The organism is Streptomyces olivochromogenes (assembly GCF_021538895.1).
Classification (GTDB): domain Bacteria; phylum Actinomycetota; class Actinomycetes; order Streptomycetales; family Streptomycetaceae; genus Streptomyces; species Streptomyces olivochromogenes_A.
This window is the reverse complement of record NZ_JADDRL010000040.1, coordinates 1-15,835: the sequence shown is the minus strand read 5'-3', so window position 1 is coordinate 15,835 and position 15,835 is coordinate 1. Positions and strand designations below refer to the sequence as shown.

The 15,835-nt window shown below is 71.7% G+C and carries 12 protein-coding genes; 4 read left to right on the top strand and 8 right to left on the bottom strand.

Features of this window, described 5'->3' with window-relative positions; translation table 11 throughout:
* Positions 1-50: 50 nt before the first annotated feature.
* The 5 genes from glpK to IPZ69_RS21220 all read right to left on the bottom strand — a co-directional run bounded on the left by glpK (position 51) and on the right by IPZ69_RS21220 (position 6,083).
* Positions 51-1,574, bottom strand: a complete 1,524-nt coding sequence (glpK, locus tag IPZ69_RS21240) for a glycerol kinase GlpK (RefSeq protein ID WP_235455780.1) — start codon at positions 1,572-1,574, stop codon at positions 51-53.
* A 21-nt stretch (positions 1,575-1,595) separates the two neighbouring features.
* On the bottom strand, positions 1,596-2,333 hold the full coding sequence (locus tag IPZ69_RS21235) for an MIP/aquaporin family protein (RefSeq protein ID WP_235455779.1): 738 nt from the start codon (positions 2,331-2,333) through the stop codon (positions 1,596-1,598).
* Positions 2,334-2,667: 334 nt separating this feature from the next.
* Positions 2,668-4,317: a GGDEF domain-containing protein gene (locus IPZ69_RS21230; protein WP_235455778.1), complete on the bottom strand. Its 1,650-nt coding sequence runs from the start codon at positions 4,315-4,317 to the stop codon at positions 2,668-2,670.
* Between the two features lie 132 nt (positions 4,318-4,449).
* Positions 4,450-5,640 (bottom strand): lipid-transfer protein, encoded by a 1,191-nt coding sequence (locus tag IPZ69_RS21225; RefSeq protein WP_235455777.1) that lies wholly within the window; start codon positions 5,638-5,640, stop codon positions 4,450-4,452.
* The gene (locus IPZ69_RS21220) at positions 5,637-6,083 is read right to left on the bottom strand and encodes a Zn-ribbon domain-containing OB-fold protein (RefSeq protein WP_235455776.1); all 447 of its coding nucleotides are present in this window, start codon (positions 6,081-6,083) and stop codon (positions 5,637-5,639) included. Before IPZ69_RS21220 ends, IPZ69_RS21225 begins: the two co-directional genes overlap by 4 nt.
* A 226-nt stretch (positions 6,084-6,309) precedes the next feature.
* On the opposite strand from IPZ69_RS21220, the gene IPZ69_RS21215 reads away from it, so the two are divergent.
* The gene (locus tag IPZ69_RS21215) at positions 6,310-6,846 is read left to right on the top strand and encodes an NUDIX domain-containing protein (RefSeq protein ID WP_235455775.1); all 537 of its coding nucleotides are present in this window, start codon (positions 6,310-6,312) and stop codon (positions 6,844-6,846) included.
* A 28-nt stretch (positions 6,847-6,874) separates the two neighbouring features.
* On the opposite strand, the gene IPZ69_RS21210 is transcribed toward IPZ69_RS21215, so the two are convergent.
* The gene (locus tag IPZ69_RS21210; protein WP_235455774.1) at positions 6,875-9,235 is read right to left on the bottom strand and encodes a glycoside hydrolase family 31 protein; all 2,361 of its coding nucleotides are present in this window, start codon (positions 9,233-9,235) and stop codon (positions 6,875-6,877) included.
* 212 nt (positions 9,236-9,447) lie between these two features.
* Here IPZ69_RS21210 and IPZ69_RS21205 point away from each other — a divergent pair, with 212 nt between their 5' ends.
* The 3 genes from IPZ69_RS21205 (at position 9,448) to IPZ69_RS21195 (ending at position 13,230) form a co-directional block, all read left to right on the top strand.
* Positions 9,448-11,415: an acetoacetate--CoA ligase gene (locus tag IPZ69_RS21205; protein ID WP_235455772.1), complete on the top strand. Its 1,968-nt coding sequence runs from the start codon at positions 9,448-9,450 to the stop codon at positions 11,413-11,415.
* A 437-nt stretch (positions 11,416-11,852) separates the two neighbouring features.
* The gene (locus IPZ69_RS47475) at positions 11,853-12,314 is read left to right on the top strand and encodes a hypothetical protein (protein WP_308407527.1); all 462 of its coding nucleotides are present in this window, start codon (positions 11,853-11,855) and stop codon (positions 12,312-12,314) included.
* A gap of 22 nt (positions 12,315-12,336) precedes the next feature.
* Complete coding sequence (locus tag IPZ69_RS21195) at positions 12,337-13,230, top strand: hypothetical protein (RefSeq protein WP_235455770.1); 894 nt, start codon at positions 12,337-12,339, stop codon at positions 13,228-13,230.
* 84 nt (positions 13,231-13,314) lie between these two features.
* Here the strand turns inward: IPZ69_RS21195 and ptsP are convergent, their stop codons facing one another.
* Both ptsP and IPZ69_RS21185 read right to left on the bottom strand, forming a co-directional pair.
* The gene (gene ptsP, locus IPZ69_RS21190; protein ID WP_235455769.1) at positions 13,315-14,985 is read right to left on the bottom strand and encodes a phosphoenolpyruvate--protein phosphotransferase; all 1,671 of its coding nucleotides are present in this window, start codon (positions 14,983-14,985) and stop codon (positions 13,315-13,317) included.
* 78 nt (positions 14,986-15,063) lie between these two features.
* A complete protein-coding gene (locus IPZ69_RS21185; protein WP_235455768.1) occupies positions 15,064-15,513 on the bottom strand; it encodes a PTS sugar transporter subunit IIA in 450 nt (149 codons plus the stop codon).
* Positions 15,514-15,835: the final 322 nt, after the last annotated feature.

Below are 15,835 nucleotides of genomic sequence, written 5' to 3'. Positions count from 1 at the left end.
CGGCCCGTACCCCCGCCGACCGGGGTACGGGCCGCGGCCCTGTGGGAGCCCTAGCGCTCGTCTCCGTCCTCCAGCCAGCCGAGGCTCTTCTCCACGGCCTTGTGCCAGTTGTGGTACTCGCGGTCGCGCACCGACGCCTCCATGGTGGGCGTCCACTCCACGTCCCGCTGCCAGTGCGACTTGAGCTCGTCGAGGTCGTTCCACACGCCGGTGGCGAGTCCGGCCGCGTACGCGGCGCCCAGGCAGGTCGTCTCGGAGACCCTGGGCCGGATCACCGGGACGCCGAGCACATCGGCCTGGTGCTGCATGAGGAGGTTGTTCTTCGTCATGCCGCCGTCGACCTTCAGGGTCGTGATGTGCACCCCGGAGTCCTGGAACATGGCGTCCACGACCTCCCGCGTCTGCCAGCTGGTCGCCTCCAGCACCGCGCGCGCGAGGTGGGCCTTCGTGACGTACCGGGTGAGGCCGGTGACGACCCCGCGCGCGTCGGAGCGCCAGTACGGCGCGAACAGCCCGGAGAACGCCGGCACGATGTAGGCGCCCCCGTTGTCGTCGACGCTCGCCGCGAGGGTCTCGATCTCGTCGGCGCTGCGGATGATCCCGAGCTGGTCGCGGAACCATTGCACGAGGGCGCCCGTTATCGCGATGGACCCTTCGAGGCAGTAGACCGGTGCCTCACTGCCGATCTTGTACCCCATCGTCGTCAACAGCCCGCTCTTCGAGGGCACCGGCCGGTTGCCGGTGTTGAGCAGCAGGAAACTCCCCGTCCCGTAGGTGTTCTTCGCCGTGCCGACGTCGTAGCAGGCCTGGCCGAACACGGCCGCCTGCTGGTCGCCCAGCGCCGAGGCGACCGGGACGCCCGCGAGTTGCCCGACGGCGGTGCCGTACACCTCCGCCGAGGACCTGATCTCGGGGAGGATCGCCGCGGGCACGTTCATCGCCGCCAGGATGGACGCGTCCCACTGGAGCGTCTCCAGGTTCATCAGCATGGTGCGCCCGGCGTTCGTCACGTCGGTGACGTGCCGGCCGCCCTCGGTGCCGCCGGTGAGGTTCCAGATCAGCCAGGAGTCGATGGTGCCGAAGGCGATCTCGCCGCGTTCGGCGCGGTCCCTGAGGCCCGGCACGTTGTCGAGCAGCCAGGCGGCCTTGGGTCCGGAGAAGTAGCTGGCCAGCGGCAGGCCGGTCTGTTCGCGGAAGCGGTCCTGGCCGTCCGAGCCGCCCAGTTCGTTGCACAGGCTCGCGGTGCGGGTGTCCTGCCAGACGATCGCGTTGTGCACGGGCTTGCCCGTGGCGCGGTCCCACAGGACCGTCGTCTCGCGCTGGTTGGTGATTCCGAGCGCGCTGAGCTGGTCGGCGCGCAGTCCGGCCTTGGCGATCGCACCGGCGACCACGGCCTGCACCTTGGACCAGATCTCGGTGGCGTCGTGCTCCACCCAGCCGGGCTTGGGGAAGATCTGGCGGTGTTCGCGCTGGTCGACGGCGACGATCGCGCCACCGTGGTCGAAGATGATGCAGCGGCTTGAGGTGGTGCCCTGGTCGATTGCGGCAACGTACTTGTCGACGGTGTCCGTCATGGCTACCCCTTGATCGCCGGGTCAGAAGGCTGCGTTGTAGATGAGGCCCGCGAGCGTTCCTCCGATCAGCGGGCCGGCGACCGGGACCCAGGCATAACCCCAGTCGGACGTGCCCTTGTTCGGGATCGGCAGGAAGGTGTGCACGATGCGCGGGCCGAGGTCGCGCGCCGGGTTGATGGCATAGCCCGTGGGCCCACCGAGGGAGAGACCGATGCCGACGACGAGCAGCGAGACGATCAGCACGGTGGTGCCCGATTCGCCGAGCCCCTTGGTCAGCCCGAAGGCGAGGATCGGCAGGACGAGCGCGATCGTCGCGATGATCTCGGTGATGAGGTTGGCGACCGGGTTCCGGATCTCCGGAATGGTGGAGAAGATGCCGAGGGTGGCGGTCGGTTCCTCCGACGACCCCTTCTCGCGGACGTTCGCCTGGAACTGGGCCAGGTAGACGAGGTACGCCAGGACGGCACCGATCATCGCGCCGACCATCTGGCCCAGCAGATAGACCCAGACCTTGTCCCACTTGCCGGTGTCGATGGCGATGCCGAGGGTGACCGCGGGGTTGAGGTGTCCGCCGGAGAGGGGAGCGGCGGTGTACGCGCCCGCCAGCACGCCCATGCCCCAGCCGAACGCGATCACCACCCACCCCGAGGCCCGGGCCTTGGAGTGTCTGAGGGTGACGGCGGCGCAGACACCGGCACCGAACATGATCAGGATCGCGGTGCCGATGACTTCGCCGACGAATATGTCTCCGTTGCTCATGGCGGCTCCTAGGCGCTGGTCCGGGGTCTGCCCGGTTCCTCCGTGCAGGAACGGTTCCCTTGGCGACTTCAGCCGAAGGCAGGGAGAGTCCCGCGCCCCGCCCGGCGTCCGTGACGAGCGTGCCGTCGCAGCCGAATCGCCCATGGGGGACGGGCCATGGCTCAGCAGGGGCCCGCGGCGCAGTGCCTGATTACGCCGAGAATGTACGGCGATGTCGACCGACACCCGGAAGTGTTCACCGGCGTCCTGGGAGCGTCAAGGTCGCCGACGGCAACGGTGACAGGTGTTCGCCCGGCACCCGTGACAGCCCGACACGTGTGCGGGGCGCGGGAGTTCAGCGCAGCGGCTCGACCGCCATGTACCCCGCCTGGGCCGGCGCGCCGCCGGAACCCCGCCGGATCTCGTGTCCGGGCAGCCCCGCCCGTCCCAGCACCCAACTGGCCCCGCCCAGCGACTTGGCCGCCCTCTTCAGCGGCGCCAGGTACGCGGCGGCCTGCCGGTGGTCGGCCACGCTGCCGGGCACGCACACGACCGTGGCCAGGGACAGCGTGACCGGGCGCCCACCGGCCGTCCAGCGCGCGTCGAGCACGGCGGCCACCAGCGGGTCCAGCCCGTCCTCGTCCGCGAGCACCAGGAAGTCGTCCCCGCCGATGTGCCCCACGCGCGTGTTCCCGGACGCCGCGTGCACCAGCGCCCGCCCCACCGAACGGATCAGCTCGTCGCCCGCGGCGAAGCCGGCGCCGTCGTTGACCTGCTTGAAGTGGTCGATGTCCAGCCAACTCAGCACACAGGTGCGTCCGTTGGCGAGCCACCGGTCCACCTCGCCGGTGATCGAGTCCGAACCGGGCAGCCGGGTCAGCGGATTGAGCGCGGCGGCCTCCTCGACCCGGCTCTCCGCCAGCGCCCGCACCAGGTCCGCGAGCCGCACGACGCCCACGCACCGCCCGTGGCGGTCCACGACGGCCACGTCGTCCGAGGTGCGGTCCCGACCGCCGACCGCCACCACGTCCAGCACCTCCCAGGCGGTGGCGTCGATGCCGACCGTGCGCGGCACGTCGCCCAGTTTGAACGCGGGACGATCGGCGTACAGGGCGTGCCCGTAGCGGCCCGAGAGCGACAGCAGGAAGCGGGAGCGGTGCACCGAGCGCACCGGGACCCCGGTCTGGTCCACGAGCAGCACCCCGGACACGTCCGGCGACCCGGTCAGCAGCGCCCGCACCTGTCCCGCGGACGCCGTCACCGGAAGCAGCGCGGCGGGCCGGATGAACTCCCGCACCGACGGACCCGGCTTCGGCAACGCCACGGCACCGGGGGAGCGGGGCGGAACGTATACGTCCGAGGCGGGAATCCGGGCCGGTGGCGCGAACAGCTCACCCTGCGCCAGTTGCGCCCCGGCCGCCATCGCGGCAGCGCACTGCAACTCGGTCTCCACGCCCTCGATCGCCACCAGGGCGCCCAACTGCTCGCACAGGGTGCGCATCGCCCGTACCGCGGCCGGCCGCGCCAGCAGCGAGGCGTCCAGTTTGACCAGGTCGGGGGACAGGTCGGTGAGCAGCCGCAGCGGTACGTCGCCGTCCCCGATGCCATCCGCGCTGATCCGGAACCCCTGCTCGCGCACCGCGGCCACCGCCTCCAGCAGCGCCCGCTGCGGCACGTGCGTGTACGGCGGGACGACGTCGAGGGTCACCTCCCACGGCATGCGCCCGGCCGCGCGCACGGCGTCGTGCAGCGGCGTGAGGCCGCCGAGGTCGGCGAGGGTGGCCGCGAACACGTTCAGGTGCAGCGGCAGCAGCGTCTCCTTGCGAGCGGCCGCCCGGAGCGCCAACACGGCCAGTCGGCCGTCGAGTTCGGGGTCTCGACGGGCTTCGGCCAGTATGTCGCCGGTCTCCGGGCGGGCGAGTACCTCCAGCGCGGCGATCCCACCGGTCGTCAGATTGACCACCGGCTGGAAGGCGAAGCGGAGAGTATCCGTCACGGAGTGCACGGGAGCATGATGGCGCTGCCCGAGGGCGCCCAGGCCCAGTTCATAAGACGTTCACGCAGGATTCCGGGCCGATCACACAGCGTACGGATCGCGTCGAAAACCCTTCCGTCACACCCTCCCCGCACCTCACCCTCACCGCACCGCGATCACCGACGAACCGTGCCCGAACAGGCCCTGATTGGCCGTGATCCCCGCGCGCGCTCCGGACACCTGCCGCTCGCCCGCCGCCTGTCTCAATTGCCAGGTCAGCTCGCAGACCTGGGCGAGCGCCTGCGCCGGCACCGCCTCCCCGAAGGAGGCGAGCCCGCCGCTGGCGTTCACGGGTATGCGCCCGCCCAGGGAGGTCGCGCCTTCCCGCAGCAGCTTTGCGCCCTCACCCTCGCCGCACAGTCCCAGATCCTCGTACCACTGCAACTCCAGTGCGGTGGACAGGTCGTAGACCTCGGCCAGGGACAAGTCCTCCGGGCCGATCCCAGCCTCCTCGTAGGCGGCGCGGGCGATGGACGCCCGGAACGTCTCGCCGGGCGGGTCCACCGCCGCTGCCGAGTCCGTGGCGATGTCCGGCAGGTCCAGGACGGTGCTGGGATAGCGCGGCGTCACCGTGGACACCGCCCGGATCCGCACCGGCCGCGGCACTCCGCGCCGCCTCGCGAACTCCAGACTGGACAGCACGAGGGCCGCGCCGCCGTCGGAGGTGGCGCAGATGTCGAGCAGCCGCAGCGGATCGGCGACCACGGCGGAGGCGGCGACCTCCTCGGCGGTCACCCGCTTGCGGTAGCGCGCGTGCGGGTTCAACGCCCCCATGGCGGCGTTCTTGACCTTGACCAGTGCGAAGTCCTCCAGGGTGTCGCCGTGCACCGCCATGCGCCGCCGCGCATACAGCCCGAAGTAGGCCGGATTCGTCGCCCCGAGCAGCCGGAAGCGCAGCCAGTCCGGATCGTCGTGCCGGTCTCCGCCGGCCGGCCGGAAGAACCCCTTGGGCGCCGCGTCCGCCCCTACCACGAGCACCACGTCCGTGAGCCCGGCGAGGATCTGTGCGCGGGCCGTGGCGACCGCCTGCGCACCGGACGCGCAGGCCGCGTACACGCTGGTGACCCGGGCGCCCTGCCAGCCCAGGGCCTTCGCGAACGTGGCTCCCGCGACGTACCCCGGGTAGCCGCCACGCACCGTGTCCGCGCCGACGATCGAGCCGATGTCCCGCCACTGCAGCCCGGCGTCGGCCAGTGCCGCGCGGGCTGCCATTGCCCCGTACTCGGAGAAGCCGCGCCCCCACTTGCCCCAGGGGTGCATGCCCACGCCGAGCACCGCCACGTCCGCCGTCATGCCGTCACCCCCGTCGGCCGCCACTTCCAGATCGTCCAGGTCGTCTCCGCGTCCTCGTGCAGCACTCCGGGGACGGCCTCCACCTCCATGCCCACCGCCAGGTCCGCGACGGTGACGCCCGAAACCGCCTGCCCCAGCACCACGATCCGCTCGGACTCCAGCTCCACAGCGATCAACGCGTACGGTTCCCACGGAAGTTCCGGATCGCTCACATAGGGTGACGGAGGCCGGTACCGGCTGTCCGTGTACGACCAGATCCGTCCTCGTGGCGAGAGGGCGACCTCTTCCAGGCCGCCGCCGGGGCACCCCGGATTGCGGCAGTGGACGTCCTCCCGGGGGAAGAAGACCGAGGCGCAGGCGGAACACCGCGTGCCGAGCAGCCGGAACGCATCCCCCTCACCGGTGAACCAGCCGGAGACCGCGGGCGTGTGTGTGCGCGACAAAGTCCCTCCCGGACATCGAATCTGACGGATCGTCAGGAGTGTGTCACGGGTCACCGGAAATCGGCAGGCCGCGCGGGAGAACCGGACGACCCCTTGCGGCGTCGTGGTAACGGGAGGGGCGGCCGGGGCCGACGGGGGTGGTTCCGGCCGCCCCTCCGTTTTCCGACCACGAATCTTCGGGTCGCTTCCGGAAGACGTCGTTCCTGTGATCGGATACAGTCCGCGCGTGTCCGAAATTCAGCACCCACCAACCAACTCCGTGCCGGACTCGCACTGTTCGAGCTGCGGAGCGCCCTACGGAGAGGGAGTCTCCGGCTGGCCCCGCACCTGTGAGGCCTGTGGGGCCGTCGCCTACCGCAATCCGCTGCCCGTGGCGATCGCCCTCCTGCCCGTGTACGACACCAAGGGCACCGCCCTGGTGGTCGTCACCCGGACCATCGTTCCCGCGCGCGGGCGTACCGCGCTGCCCGGCGGTTACATCGACGACCGCGAGGACTGGCGGCAGGCCGTCGTGCGCGAACTCAGGGAGGAGACGGGCATCGACGCGGCCGCCCGCGACGTGCGGCTCGTCGACGCCATGAGCTCGCCCGACGGACACCTGCTGCTGTTCGGGCTCCTCCCGGAACGTCCGGCCGACCTCCTTCCGCCGTCCGACCCCACGGACGAGACGGAAGGCTGGCACCTGCTGCGCAGGCCGGAGGAACTCGCCTTCCCGCTGCACACCCTGGCCGTGAAGGCCTGGTTCGAGGGCCGGTACATCTGAGCCCCGCGCTCACGCCGGCGAGCCCCGCTCACCCCAGCCCGCGTATGCGCACCGGGTAGGCAGGGCCGCCCGCGCCGTCCTCCCCTTCCCGGGTGACCACCACCTGTCGGCCCTCCCAGCGGGCGACGTAGCGCTCGATCTCCGGCTCGTCCCATCCGTCGCCCGCGTCCGGCACGACCACCCCGCCGCCGCTCCGGCCCCGGACGGGCGCCCACACCTCCAGCTCCAGCCCGCCGTCCTCGCCCTGCACGGGCACCACGGCACCCGCGCGCGCGAGCACCGGGATCCGGGACAAGGGGGCGTCCACCAGGACCTGCCCCGGCCCCTCGTAGACCCGCCCGGTCACCGTGTCGTACCAGCGCCCCCGGGGCAGCTGCACCGCGCGCCGGTCCGTGCCCGGATCGAGCACCGGTGCCACCAGCAGGCTGTCGCCCAGCAGGAAGGCGTCGTCGCAGTCGCGCAGCGCCCGGTCCTCCGGCGAGCCCCACCACAGGGGCCGCACATAGGGGGCGCCGGTACGCCGGGCCACATGGGCCAGCGTCATGAAGTACGGCAGCAGCCGACGGCGTTCGGCGAGTGCCACGCGCGCGTGCTCCAGCACGTCCTGCCCGAACTCCCACGGCTCCCTGCGCCCCGCCCGCAGACTCGCGTGCGTGCGGAACAGCGGCAGGTACGCGCCCAGCTGGAACCACCGCAGATACAGCTCCGGCGACGGGCTCCCGTCGAAGCCGCCCACGTCCGGTCCCGAGTACGGCACCCCGCACAGCCCGAGCCCCAGCACCAGAGACAGGGACGCCCGCAGCCCGGGCCAGCCGGTAGCCACGTCCCCGGACCACGTGCCCCCGTAGCGCTGCATACCGGCCCAGCCGGAGCGCGAGAACAAAAACGGCCGCTGCCGGGGAGCGAGCTCGCGCAGCCCCTCGAAGCCCGCCTTGGCCATGCACAGCGCGTACACGTTGTGGGCCTCCCTGTGGTCGCCGCCGCGGCCCTCCAGGGCGTGCCGTGCCGAGCGCGGCAGCGTCGACTCACCGAAGGCGTTGAAGGACGTGGGCTCGTTCATGTCGTGCCAGAACCCGGCGAAGCCCTGCCCGAGCCGCTCCTCGTAGAGGCCGCCCCACCACTTCCGCACGCGCGTGTGCGTGAAGTCCGGATAGACCGACTCCCCGGGCCACACCTCGCCCCGCACCATCCCCCCGGCGGCGTCCCGCACGAAGGCGTCCACGGCCGACCCGCCGTCGAACACGGCGTTGCCCGGCGCGGCCTTCACCGCGGGATCGACGATCGACACCAGCCGGACCCCGTCCCGCCGCAGTTCCTCCGCGAGCGCCGGCAGCCCCGGGAAGCGCTCCCGGTCGACGGTGAACACCTGATGCGCGTCGTAGTGGTCGATGTCCAGGTGCACCGCGTCCAGCGGCAGATCGCGCTCCCGGTACCCGGCGACGATCCGGCGCACCTCCTGCTCGCTGCCGAAGCCCCAGCGCGCGTGATGGTGCCCGAGCGCCCACGCCGGCGGCAGCGCGGGCGCACCCGTCATCGAGGCCCACGTGTGCAGCACGCGCGCGGGAGCGCCCACCACCACCCAGCAGCGCAGCGGGCCGCCGTCCATCCGGAGCTCGCACCGCCCGGTCCGGTCGTGGCCCGACCCGGCGCCCTCCTCGCCCTCCCGCAGCGTCACCGTCCCGTCCCACGAGGAGTCGTGGAACAGCAGGTGCGTCGCCGCGTCGGCGACCACCAGCTGCACCGGCATGGTGATGTACAGCGGATCGTCACCGGGGCCGAAGGAACCGCCCGGGTCGGTGTTCCACAGCCGGTACGTACCCTCGCGCAGCCGGGCGCCCGACGCACGGCCTCCCAGGCCGAAGAAGCGCGCGTCGGCGGCCACCTCCGACCGCTGCAGCCAGCGCGCCGCACCGCCGCCCACCGGCTCCCACCACCGCGGCGGCAGATCCCGCCGCAGCATCACGCCACCCGGTGTGCACACCTCGATCGCGCCGTGCCGGGAGACGACGATCGTCACCCGCTCGGCCACGACCCGCCAGCCGCCGTCCTTGTCCGGCTCCAGCACCGCCCTGGGGTCCGGCTCCGGACAGCGCCCCGCGAGCGCGTACGACGGCTCGGGACCGGCCCCGTCCCAGCCCCAGAAGACGGCGCCGTTCACGGTGACCAGGATCCGCAGCTCGGACCGGCTGAAACGGATGAGACCGCCCCCGGGCCCGGGCTCCGCGCCCTGCACCGGCCCGGGCACCCGCGCGCGCTCGGCGCCCCGCGGCGGCAGCCCGGCAGCGTCGGTACGCCTCCTGCGCCACGCGGCCCTCACGGTACGCAACCCCTGGGCCGCTCTCGTCGAACCGACCACCTTCACCGAACGCACCAGGTCACGACCGTCCATGCTGTTCACCCTGCCACTCATCGCCCCACCCACGCGTGCCGTTCAACTGCCGTTCACCCGTGCTGGGACCACACCTTCACGCCAACGACTATGTGGGGCGCGCCCTGGTGTAGAAGTCGATCACATGGCATCGTCCGTGTCAGCCGCGTCACGCGCACACCCCTGCCCGTGCGCGAGCGACGCACACAACGCGCACAGTCCGGGAGCCGCCCATGTCGACCGCGAACCCCCTGCCGCTCTGGCAGCCAGATCCGGAACGGATCGCCCAGGCACGCATCACGAAGTTCCAGGCCTGGGCGGCCGAGCACCACGGCGCACCGTCCGAGGGCGGCTACGCGGCACTGCACCGCTGGTCCGTCGACGAGCTGGACACCTTCTGGAAAGCCGTCACCGAGTGGTTCGACGTACGGTTCGCCACGCCCTACGCGCGCGTGCTCGGCGACCGCGCGATGCCCGGCGCGCAGTGGTTCCCCGGGGCGACCCTGAACTACGCCGAGCACGCCCTGCGCTCCGCGGCGACCCGGCCGGACGACGCCGCACTCCTCTACGTCGACGAGACCCACGATCCGCGCCCGGTGACCTGGTCCGAGCTGCGCCGCCAGGTGGGCTCCCTGGCCGCCGAACTGCGCGCCCTCGGCGTCCGTCCCGGAGACCGGGTCAGCGGCTACCTCCCGAACATCCCCGAGGCCGTCGTCGCCCTCCTCGCCACGGCCGCCGTCGGCGCCGTGTGGACCTCCTGCGCCCCCGACTTCGGCGCCCGCAGCGTCCTGGACCGCTTCCAGCAGGTCGAACCCGTCGTCCTGTTCACCGTCGACGGTTACCGCTACGGCGGCAAGGAGCACGACCGCCGCGAGATCGTCGCCGAACTCCGCCGCGAATTGCCCACCCTGCGCGCCGTCGTCCACATCCCGCTCCTCGGCACCGAGGCGCCCGAAGGAGCCCTGGAGTGGTCGGCCCTGACGTCGGCCGACACGGAGCCCGTCTTCGAACAGGTCCCGTTCGAGCACCCCCTGTGGGTGCTTTACTCCTCCGGCACGACCGGCCTGCCCAAGGCCATCGTCCAGTCCCAGGGCGGCATCCTGGTCGAGCACCTCAAGCAGCTCGGCCTGCACTGCGACCTGGGCCCCGAGGACCGTTTCTTCTGGTACACCTCGACCGGCTGGATGATGTGGAACTTCCTCGTCTCCGGCCTGCTCACGGGCACGACGATCGTCCTGTACGACGGCAGCCCGGGCTACCCGGACACGGGCGCCCAGTGGCGGATCGCCGAACGCACCGGAGCCACCCTCTACGGCACCTCGGCCGCGTACGTCATGGCCTGCCGCAAGGCCGGCGTGCACCCGTCCCGCGACTTCGACCTCTCCAGGGTGCGGTGCGTCGCCACCACGGGCTCGCCCCTGCCGCCCGACGGCTTCCGCTGGCTGCACGACGAGGTCCGCGACGACCTGTGGATCGCCTCCGTCAGCGGCGGCACGGACGTGTGCTCCTGCTTCGCCGGAGCCGTACCGACGCTCCCGGTGTACATCGGCGAGCTCCAGGCGCCCTGCCTGGGCACCGACCTGCAGTCCTGGGACCCGAACGGCGCCGCCCTCGTCGACGAGGTGGGCGAGCTGGTGGTCACCAACCCCATGCCCTCCATGCCGATCCACTTCTGGAACGACCCGGACGGCAGCCGGTACCACGACAGCTACTTCGACACCTACCCGGGCGTCTGGCGTCACGGTGACTGGATCACGGTCACCTCCCGGGGCTCAGTCGTCATCCACGGCCGCTCCGACTCCACTCTCAACCGCCAGGGCGTGCGCATGGGGTCGGCGGACATCTACGAGGTCGTCGAACGCCTCCCCGAGATCAAGGAATCCCTGGTCATCGGCATCGAGCAGCCCGACGGGGGCTACTGGATGCCGCTGTTCGTGCACCTGGCCCCGGGCGCGGTCCTCGACGAGGCCCTGGTGAACCGCGTCAAACAGGCCATCCGCGAACAGCTCTCGCCGCGCCACGTCCCCGACGAGATCATCGAGGTGCCCGGCGTCCCGCACACCCTCACCGGAAAGCGCATCGAGGTACCGGTCAAGCGCCTCCTCCAGGGCACCCCTCTGGAGAAGGCCGTGAACCCGGGCTCCATCGACAACCTCGGCCTGCTGGGCTTCTACGAGGAGCTCGCCCGCAAGCGCGCCTGACCGCTCCAGAGGTTTCGGTCAGCCTCCATAGGTGGCCTCGGACTCGCCCAGCACGGCGGCGAAGTCCGAGGCCAGCCGCTCGGGGCAGCCTCGGCGACCGGGCCGCGAACGTCCTCACCAGGCTCTACGCCACCCGCGTCGCCGGACCGGACCGCGTCCGCTACCAGGCCTTCCACCGCACCGTCGCCAACGCCGGCCGGGCCCTGGGCGGCCTCGCTGCCGCGGCGGCCCTCACCCTCGGCACCACCACGGCCTACCGCTGGCTCCTCACCGGCGACGCCCTCTCCTTCGCCGCCGCCGCGCTCCTCACCCTGCGCTGCGGGGAACCCCCGTCGCCCTCCCGCATCGTCGCCGCCTCGACGGACAAGCCCCCCACCACCGGGCCCGCCAACCCCTGGCGCGACCGCACCTACCTTGCCTACGTCGCCACTGAGACGGTGCTCTTCCTCGACGACACCGTCTTCAAGGTCGGCCTGCCCCTGAGGATCGCCCACACCAGCCACGCACCCCACGGCCTCGCACCCCTGCTCCTGCTCCTCAACAGCGTGATGGTCGTGGCCCTCCAGATCCCCCTCGCCCGCTTCGCCACCACCGCGGCCGCCCGCGCCCTCCTCATCCCGCTCTCCGCCGCCTTCGCCCTCGGCGGCATCACGATGGCGCTCTCGGCCGACGGCGGCGCGGCGACGACCAAGCTCCGCGGCCTCCACGGACTCGCCCAGTCCGCCCAGCGCAGCCTCGGGCCACTCGCCGTCACCGCGGCCATCGCCGCGGGCCCCCTCGGCTGGACCGTCTTCGGCACGACCATCGCCGTGACCTGCGCGTTCCAGCACCGCCCGGTCCGTGACCGCCTGCGACGGACCCCATTGTCAGTGCCGCCGGTTACGGTGAGTGAACATTGATCGACTGCGCACAGGGGGAAACATGGCGCACACCGACCACCAGGCCATGCGACGCGTCCTGCACCGCGAAATCGCCGGCACCATCGGCCTGCTGACCGACGAGCACGACTTCCGCGCCATGCGGCGCTACCGCAGCTTCACCTTCGACGACCACGCGGCCTACCTCCGGCAGGTGGAGGCCGTCCTCAAGACCCGCGCCGCGCAGGGCGGCCACACCACACTGGCCCTCTTCGACCCCGAGGAGTACGCCGAATTCTGCGCCGAGAACAGCCTCGACCCGGACGTCCCGACGAGCCGCACCCGCTTCACGGCGGAACTCGCGGCCACCGGCCCCACCATCGCGTACGACGGCCAGGCCCTCGCCGACCTGCTGCCCGCCCTCGTCGACGAGGCCGTCCGCCAAGCCACCTGGGAGTACGCGAGCACCCTGCTGGCCCGCCTCGGACCCTGCGCCTCCTGCGGCGAGGACATCGGCCGAGCCGCCTTCACCCACGCCGCCGACCTCGTCGTCCGCATCCTCGACACGGCCGCTCCCGGCCAACGACACCTGGTGTGCAGCGTCATGAGCACACCCGAACCCCTCGTCTCCGTCCTCCACGCCGACGACGACAGCGACGGCGCCACCCACCTGGACGAGGCGGAAGCCCTCGAATTCACCACCGTCCTCGCCCTGGGCCTGGCCACCCGCAGCGCCGGCGGACTCGTCATGCGCACCACCGCCCCGGGGACCACGGACCGTATCTACGGCTGGCGCCTGCGAGGAGACGGACTGGCACCCCTCACCGCGGCCGAGGTCTTCGACGCCTACTGCACCGACATCGAGAACGGAGACCTCATCGCCCCCGAATCCGGCGTGGACTACTGCGTCCCACCCGACCTCGGTGAGGAGGACACGCCCCCGGGACACCGCCACTGAACACACCAGGGGCGCCCCACCCGCAGGCGGAGCGCCCCTGATCAAACCCTTGACGTGGTCCGACCGCTCGCCGGACCGCACCCTCTACTCGCCGGACAGCACAGCCTGGGCGGCGCCACGCGCCTCCTCGGCGCTGTCCGTCGCGCGCGCGGCTGACGCGGCCCGCTCGCACTGGGCCATCGTGTACTTGGCCAGCGTCGCCCGGACATAGGGAATCGACGCCGCACCCATGGACAGGGAGGTGACACCCAGACCCGTCAGCACACAGGCCAGCAGCGGGTCGGACGCGGCCTCGCCACACACACCACAGCTCTTGCCCTCGGCCTTCGCCGCCTCGGCGGCCAGCGCGACCAGGTCGAGCAGCGCGGGCTGCCACGGATCCTGCAGACGCGACACCGCACCCACCTGGCGGTCCGCGGCGAACGTGTACTGCGCGAGGTCATTCGTCCCCAGGGACAGGAACTCGACCTCCTGCAGAATCGAGCGCGCCCGCAGCGCGGCCGACGGGATCTCCACCATCGCGCCGAACTTCGCGCGCAGCCCCGCGTCACGGCAGGCGTCCGCGAACGCCTTCGCGTCGGCCCGGTCGGCCACCATCGGAGCCATCACTTCGAGGTAGACCGGCAGTCCCTCCGCGGCCGTCGCCAGCGCGGTCAGCTGCGTGCGCAGGACCTCGGGGTGGTCGAGCAGCGTCCGCAGACCGCGCACGCCCAGCGCCGGGTTCGGCTCGTCCGCCGGGGTCAGGAACTCCAGCGGCTTGTCGGCACCCGCGTCCAGCACGCGCACGACGACACGGCCCTCGGGAAACGCTTCGAGAACCTGCCGGTAGGCCTCGACCTGCTTCTCCTCGGACGGCGCCCTCTTGCTGTCGTCGAGGAAGAGGAACTCGGTACGGAAGAGACCGACGCCCTCCGCGCCGGCCTCGACGGCGGCCGGCACGTCCGCGGGCCCACCGACGTTGGCCAGCAGCGGCACCCTGTGTCCGTCGGCCGTGGCACCCGGCCCGGTCGAGGCGGCCAGCGCGGCCTTGCGCTCGGCCGCCGCGGCCTCCAGCTGCGCCTTCTTCTGCTCGCTCGGGTTGACGAAGATGTCACCGGTGCTGCCGTCCACGGCGATCACCGTGCCCTCGGCCAGGTCAACGGCACCCGGCAGCGCCACGACGGCCGGAACGCCGAGCGCCCGTGCCAGGATCGCGCTGTGGCTGGTCGGCCCGCCCTCCTCGGTGACGAAGCCGAGCACCAGGGTCGGGTCCAGCAGGGCCGTGTCGGCGGGCGCGAGGTCACGGGCGACAAGGACGTACGGCTCGTCGCTGTCCGGGACACCCGGCATGGGCACCCCGAGCAGCCGGGCGACGATACGGTTCCGCACGTCGTCGAGGTCGGCCACCCGGCCGGCGAAGTACTCACCGGCCCCGGCCAGCAGCTCCCGGTACGCGGCGAGCGCGTCGTACACGGCACGCTCGGCCGTGCTGCCGACGGCGATACGCCGATCCACGTCCGCGATGAGCTCGGGGTCCTGGGCCATCATGGCCTGCGCCTCAAGCACCGCCTGGGCCTCGCCCCCGGCCAGATTGCCGCGCGCCATCAGGTCAGCGGCCACGGCTTCCACGGCCTGGCGGGCACGCCCCTGCTCGCGCTCCGCCTCCTCCGCCGGGATCTGCTTGGCAGGCGGTTCCAGCACCGCCGTTCCCATGTGCCGAACCTCGCCGATCGCCACACCGTGGCTCACGCCGACGCCTCGCAGCGTTGTCTCCATCTCACCCGTCTCCGATAGTGCGGCGGGTCCCGCCGCCGCGGTGGTTGTCCTGCTCGCCGTCGCACGACGGCAACGACGTCACTTCCAGACGAAGAGGCTGTCGCCGGGCTTCACATCGCCGTCGTCACGGAGCTCGGAAAGGGACTCGGCCGTGGCTTCCAGCGCCACGATGGGGCAGATCGGGGACTTGCCGGTCTCCTCGACGGCGGCCGGGTTCCAGCGGACGATGCTCTGGCCGCGGGTCACGGTGTCGCCCTTGTTGACGAGCAGCTCGAAGCCTTCGCCATTGAGCTGCACGGTGTCGATGCCAAGGTGGGTGAGTACGCCATGGCCTTCGTCGTCGACGACGACGAAGGCGTGCGGGTGCAGGGAGACGATGACGCCGTCCACCGGCGAGACGGCCTCGGCAGGCTCACGGACGGGGTCGATAGCGGTACCCGGGCCGACCATGGCCCCGGAGAAGACCGGATCCGGCACGGATGCCAGTCCGATGGAGCGTCCTGCGACAGGGGACGTCACGGTGGTCATGGGAAGCCTCCCAGGGGTGGAGCGGCAGATGGGCCGTCATTAGTTCTGTCCCGAACGGCACGCTGAGCAGCAGGGTATGCCAGATGAAGTGCCCGTTCCGCATGAAAGCTACCAGCTAGTGGTCTAGACCACCAGCCCAATCGATTTGCACGTGCTTCAAGGCCCCGTGTACAGTCGTACCCCTGCTTGAGACCGAGCGGCGCTACCAAGCGTCCTGGCTCAGCGGCACCCAAACTAGTCAGATCCTTTCTCTGGGTCTCCTTTTGCATGTCTGCGAGAGGGTGGTCAGAGAGACGGAAAAGCACTGATAGAGTTTGGAAAC

Excerpts from the sequence above, each read along its gene's own strand:
- IPZ69_RS21205 (WP_235455772.1), top strand. The coding sequence starts at position 9,448 with ATGTCGACCGCGAACCCCCTGCCGCTCTGGCAGCCAGATCCGGAACGG.
- ptsP (WP_235455769.1), bottom strand. The coding sequence starts at position 14,985 with ATGGAGACAACGCTGCGAGGCGTCGGCGTGAGCCACGGTGTGGCGATC.
- IPZ69_RS21185 (WP_235455768.1), bottom strand. The coding sequence starts at position 15,513 with ATGACCACCGTGACGTCCCCTGTCGCAGGACGCTCCATCGGACTGGCA.
- IPZ69_RS21195 (WP_235455770.1), top strand. The coding sequence starts at position 12,337 with ATGGCGCACACCGACCACCAGGCCATGCGACGCGTCCTGCACCGCGAA.
- IPZ69_RS21210 (WP_235455774.1), bottom strand. The coding sequence starts at position 9,235 with ATGGACGGTCGTGACCTGGTGCGTTCGGTGAAGGTGGTCGGTTCGACG.
- IPZ69_RS21225 (WP_235455777.1), bottom strand. The coding sequence starts at position 5,640 with ATGACGGCGGACGTGGCGGTGCTCGGCGTGGGCATGCACCCCTGGGGC.
- glpK (WP_235455780.1), bottom strand. The coding sequence starts at position 1,574 with ATGACGGACACCGTCGACAAGTACGTTGCCGCAATCGACCAGGGCACC.
- IPZ69_RS21235 (WP_235455779.1), bottom strand. The coding sequence starts at position 2,333 with ATGAGCAACGGAGACATATTCGTCGGCGAAGTCATCGGCACCGCGATC.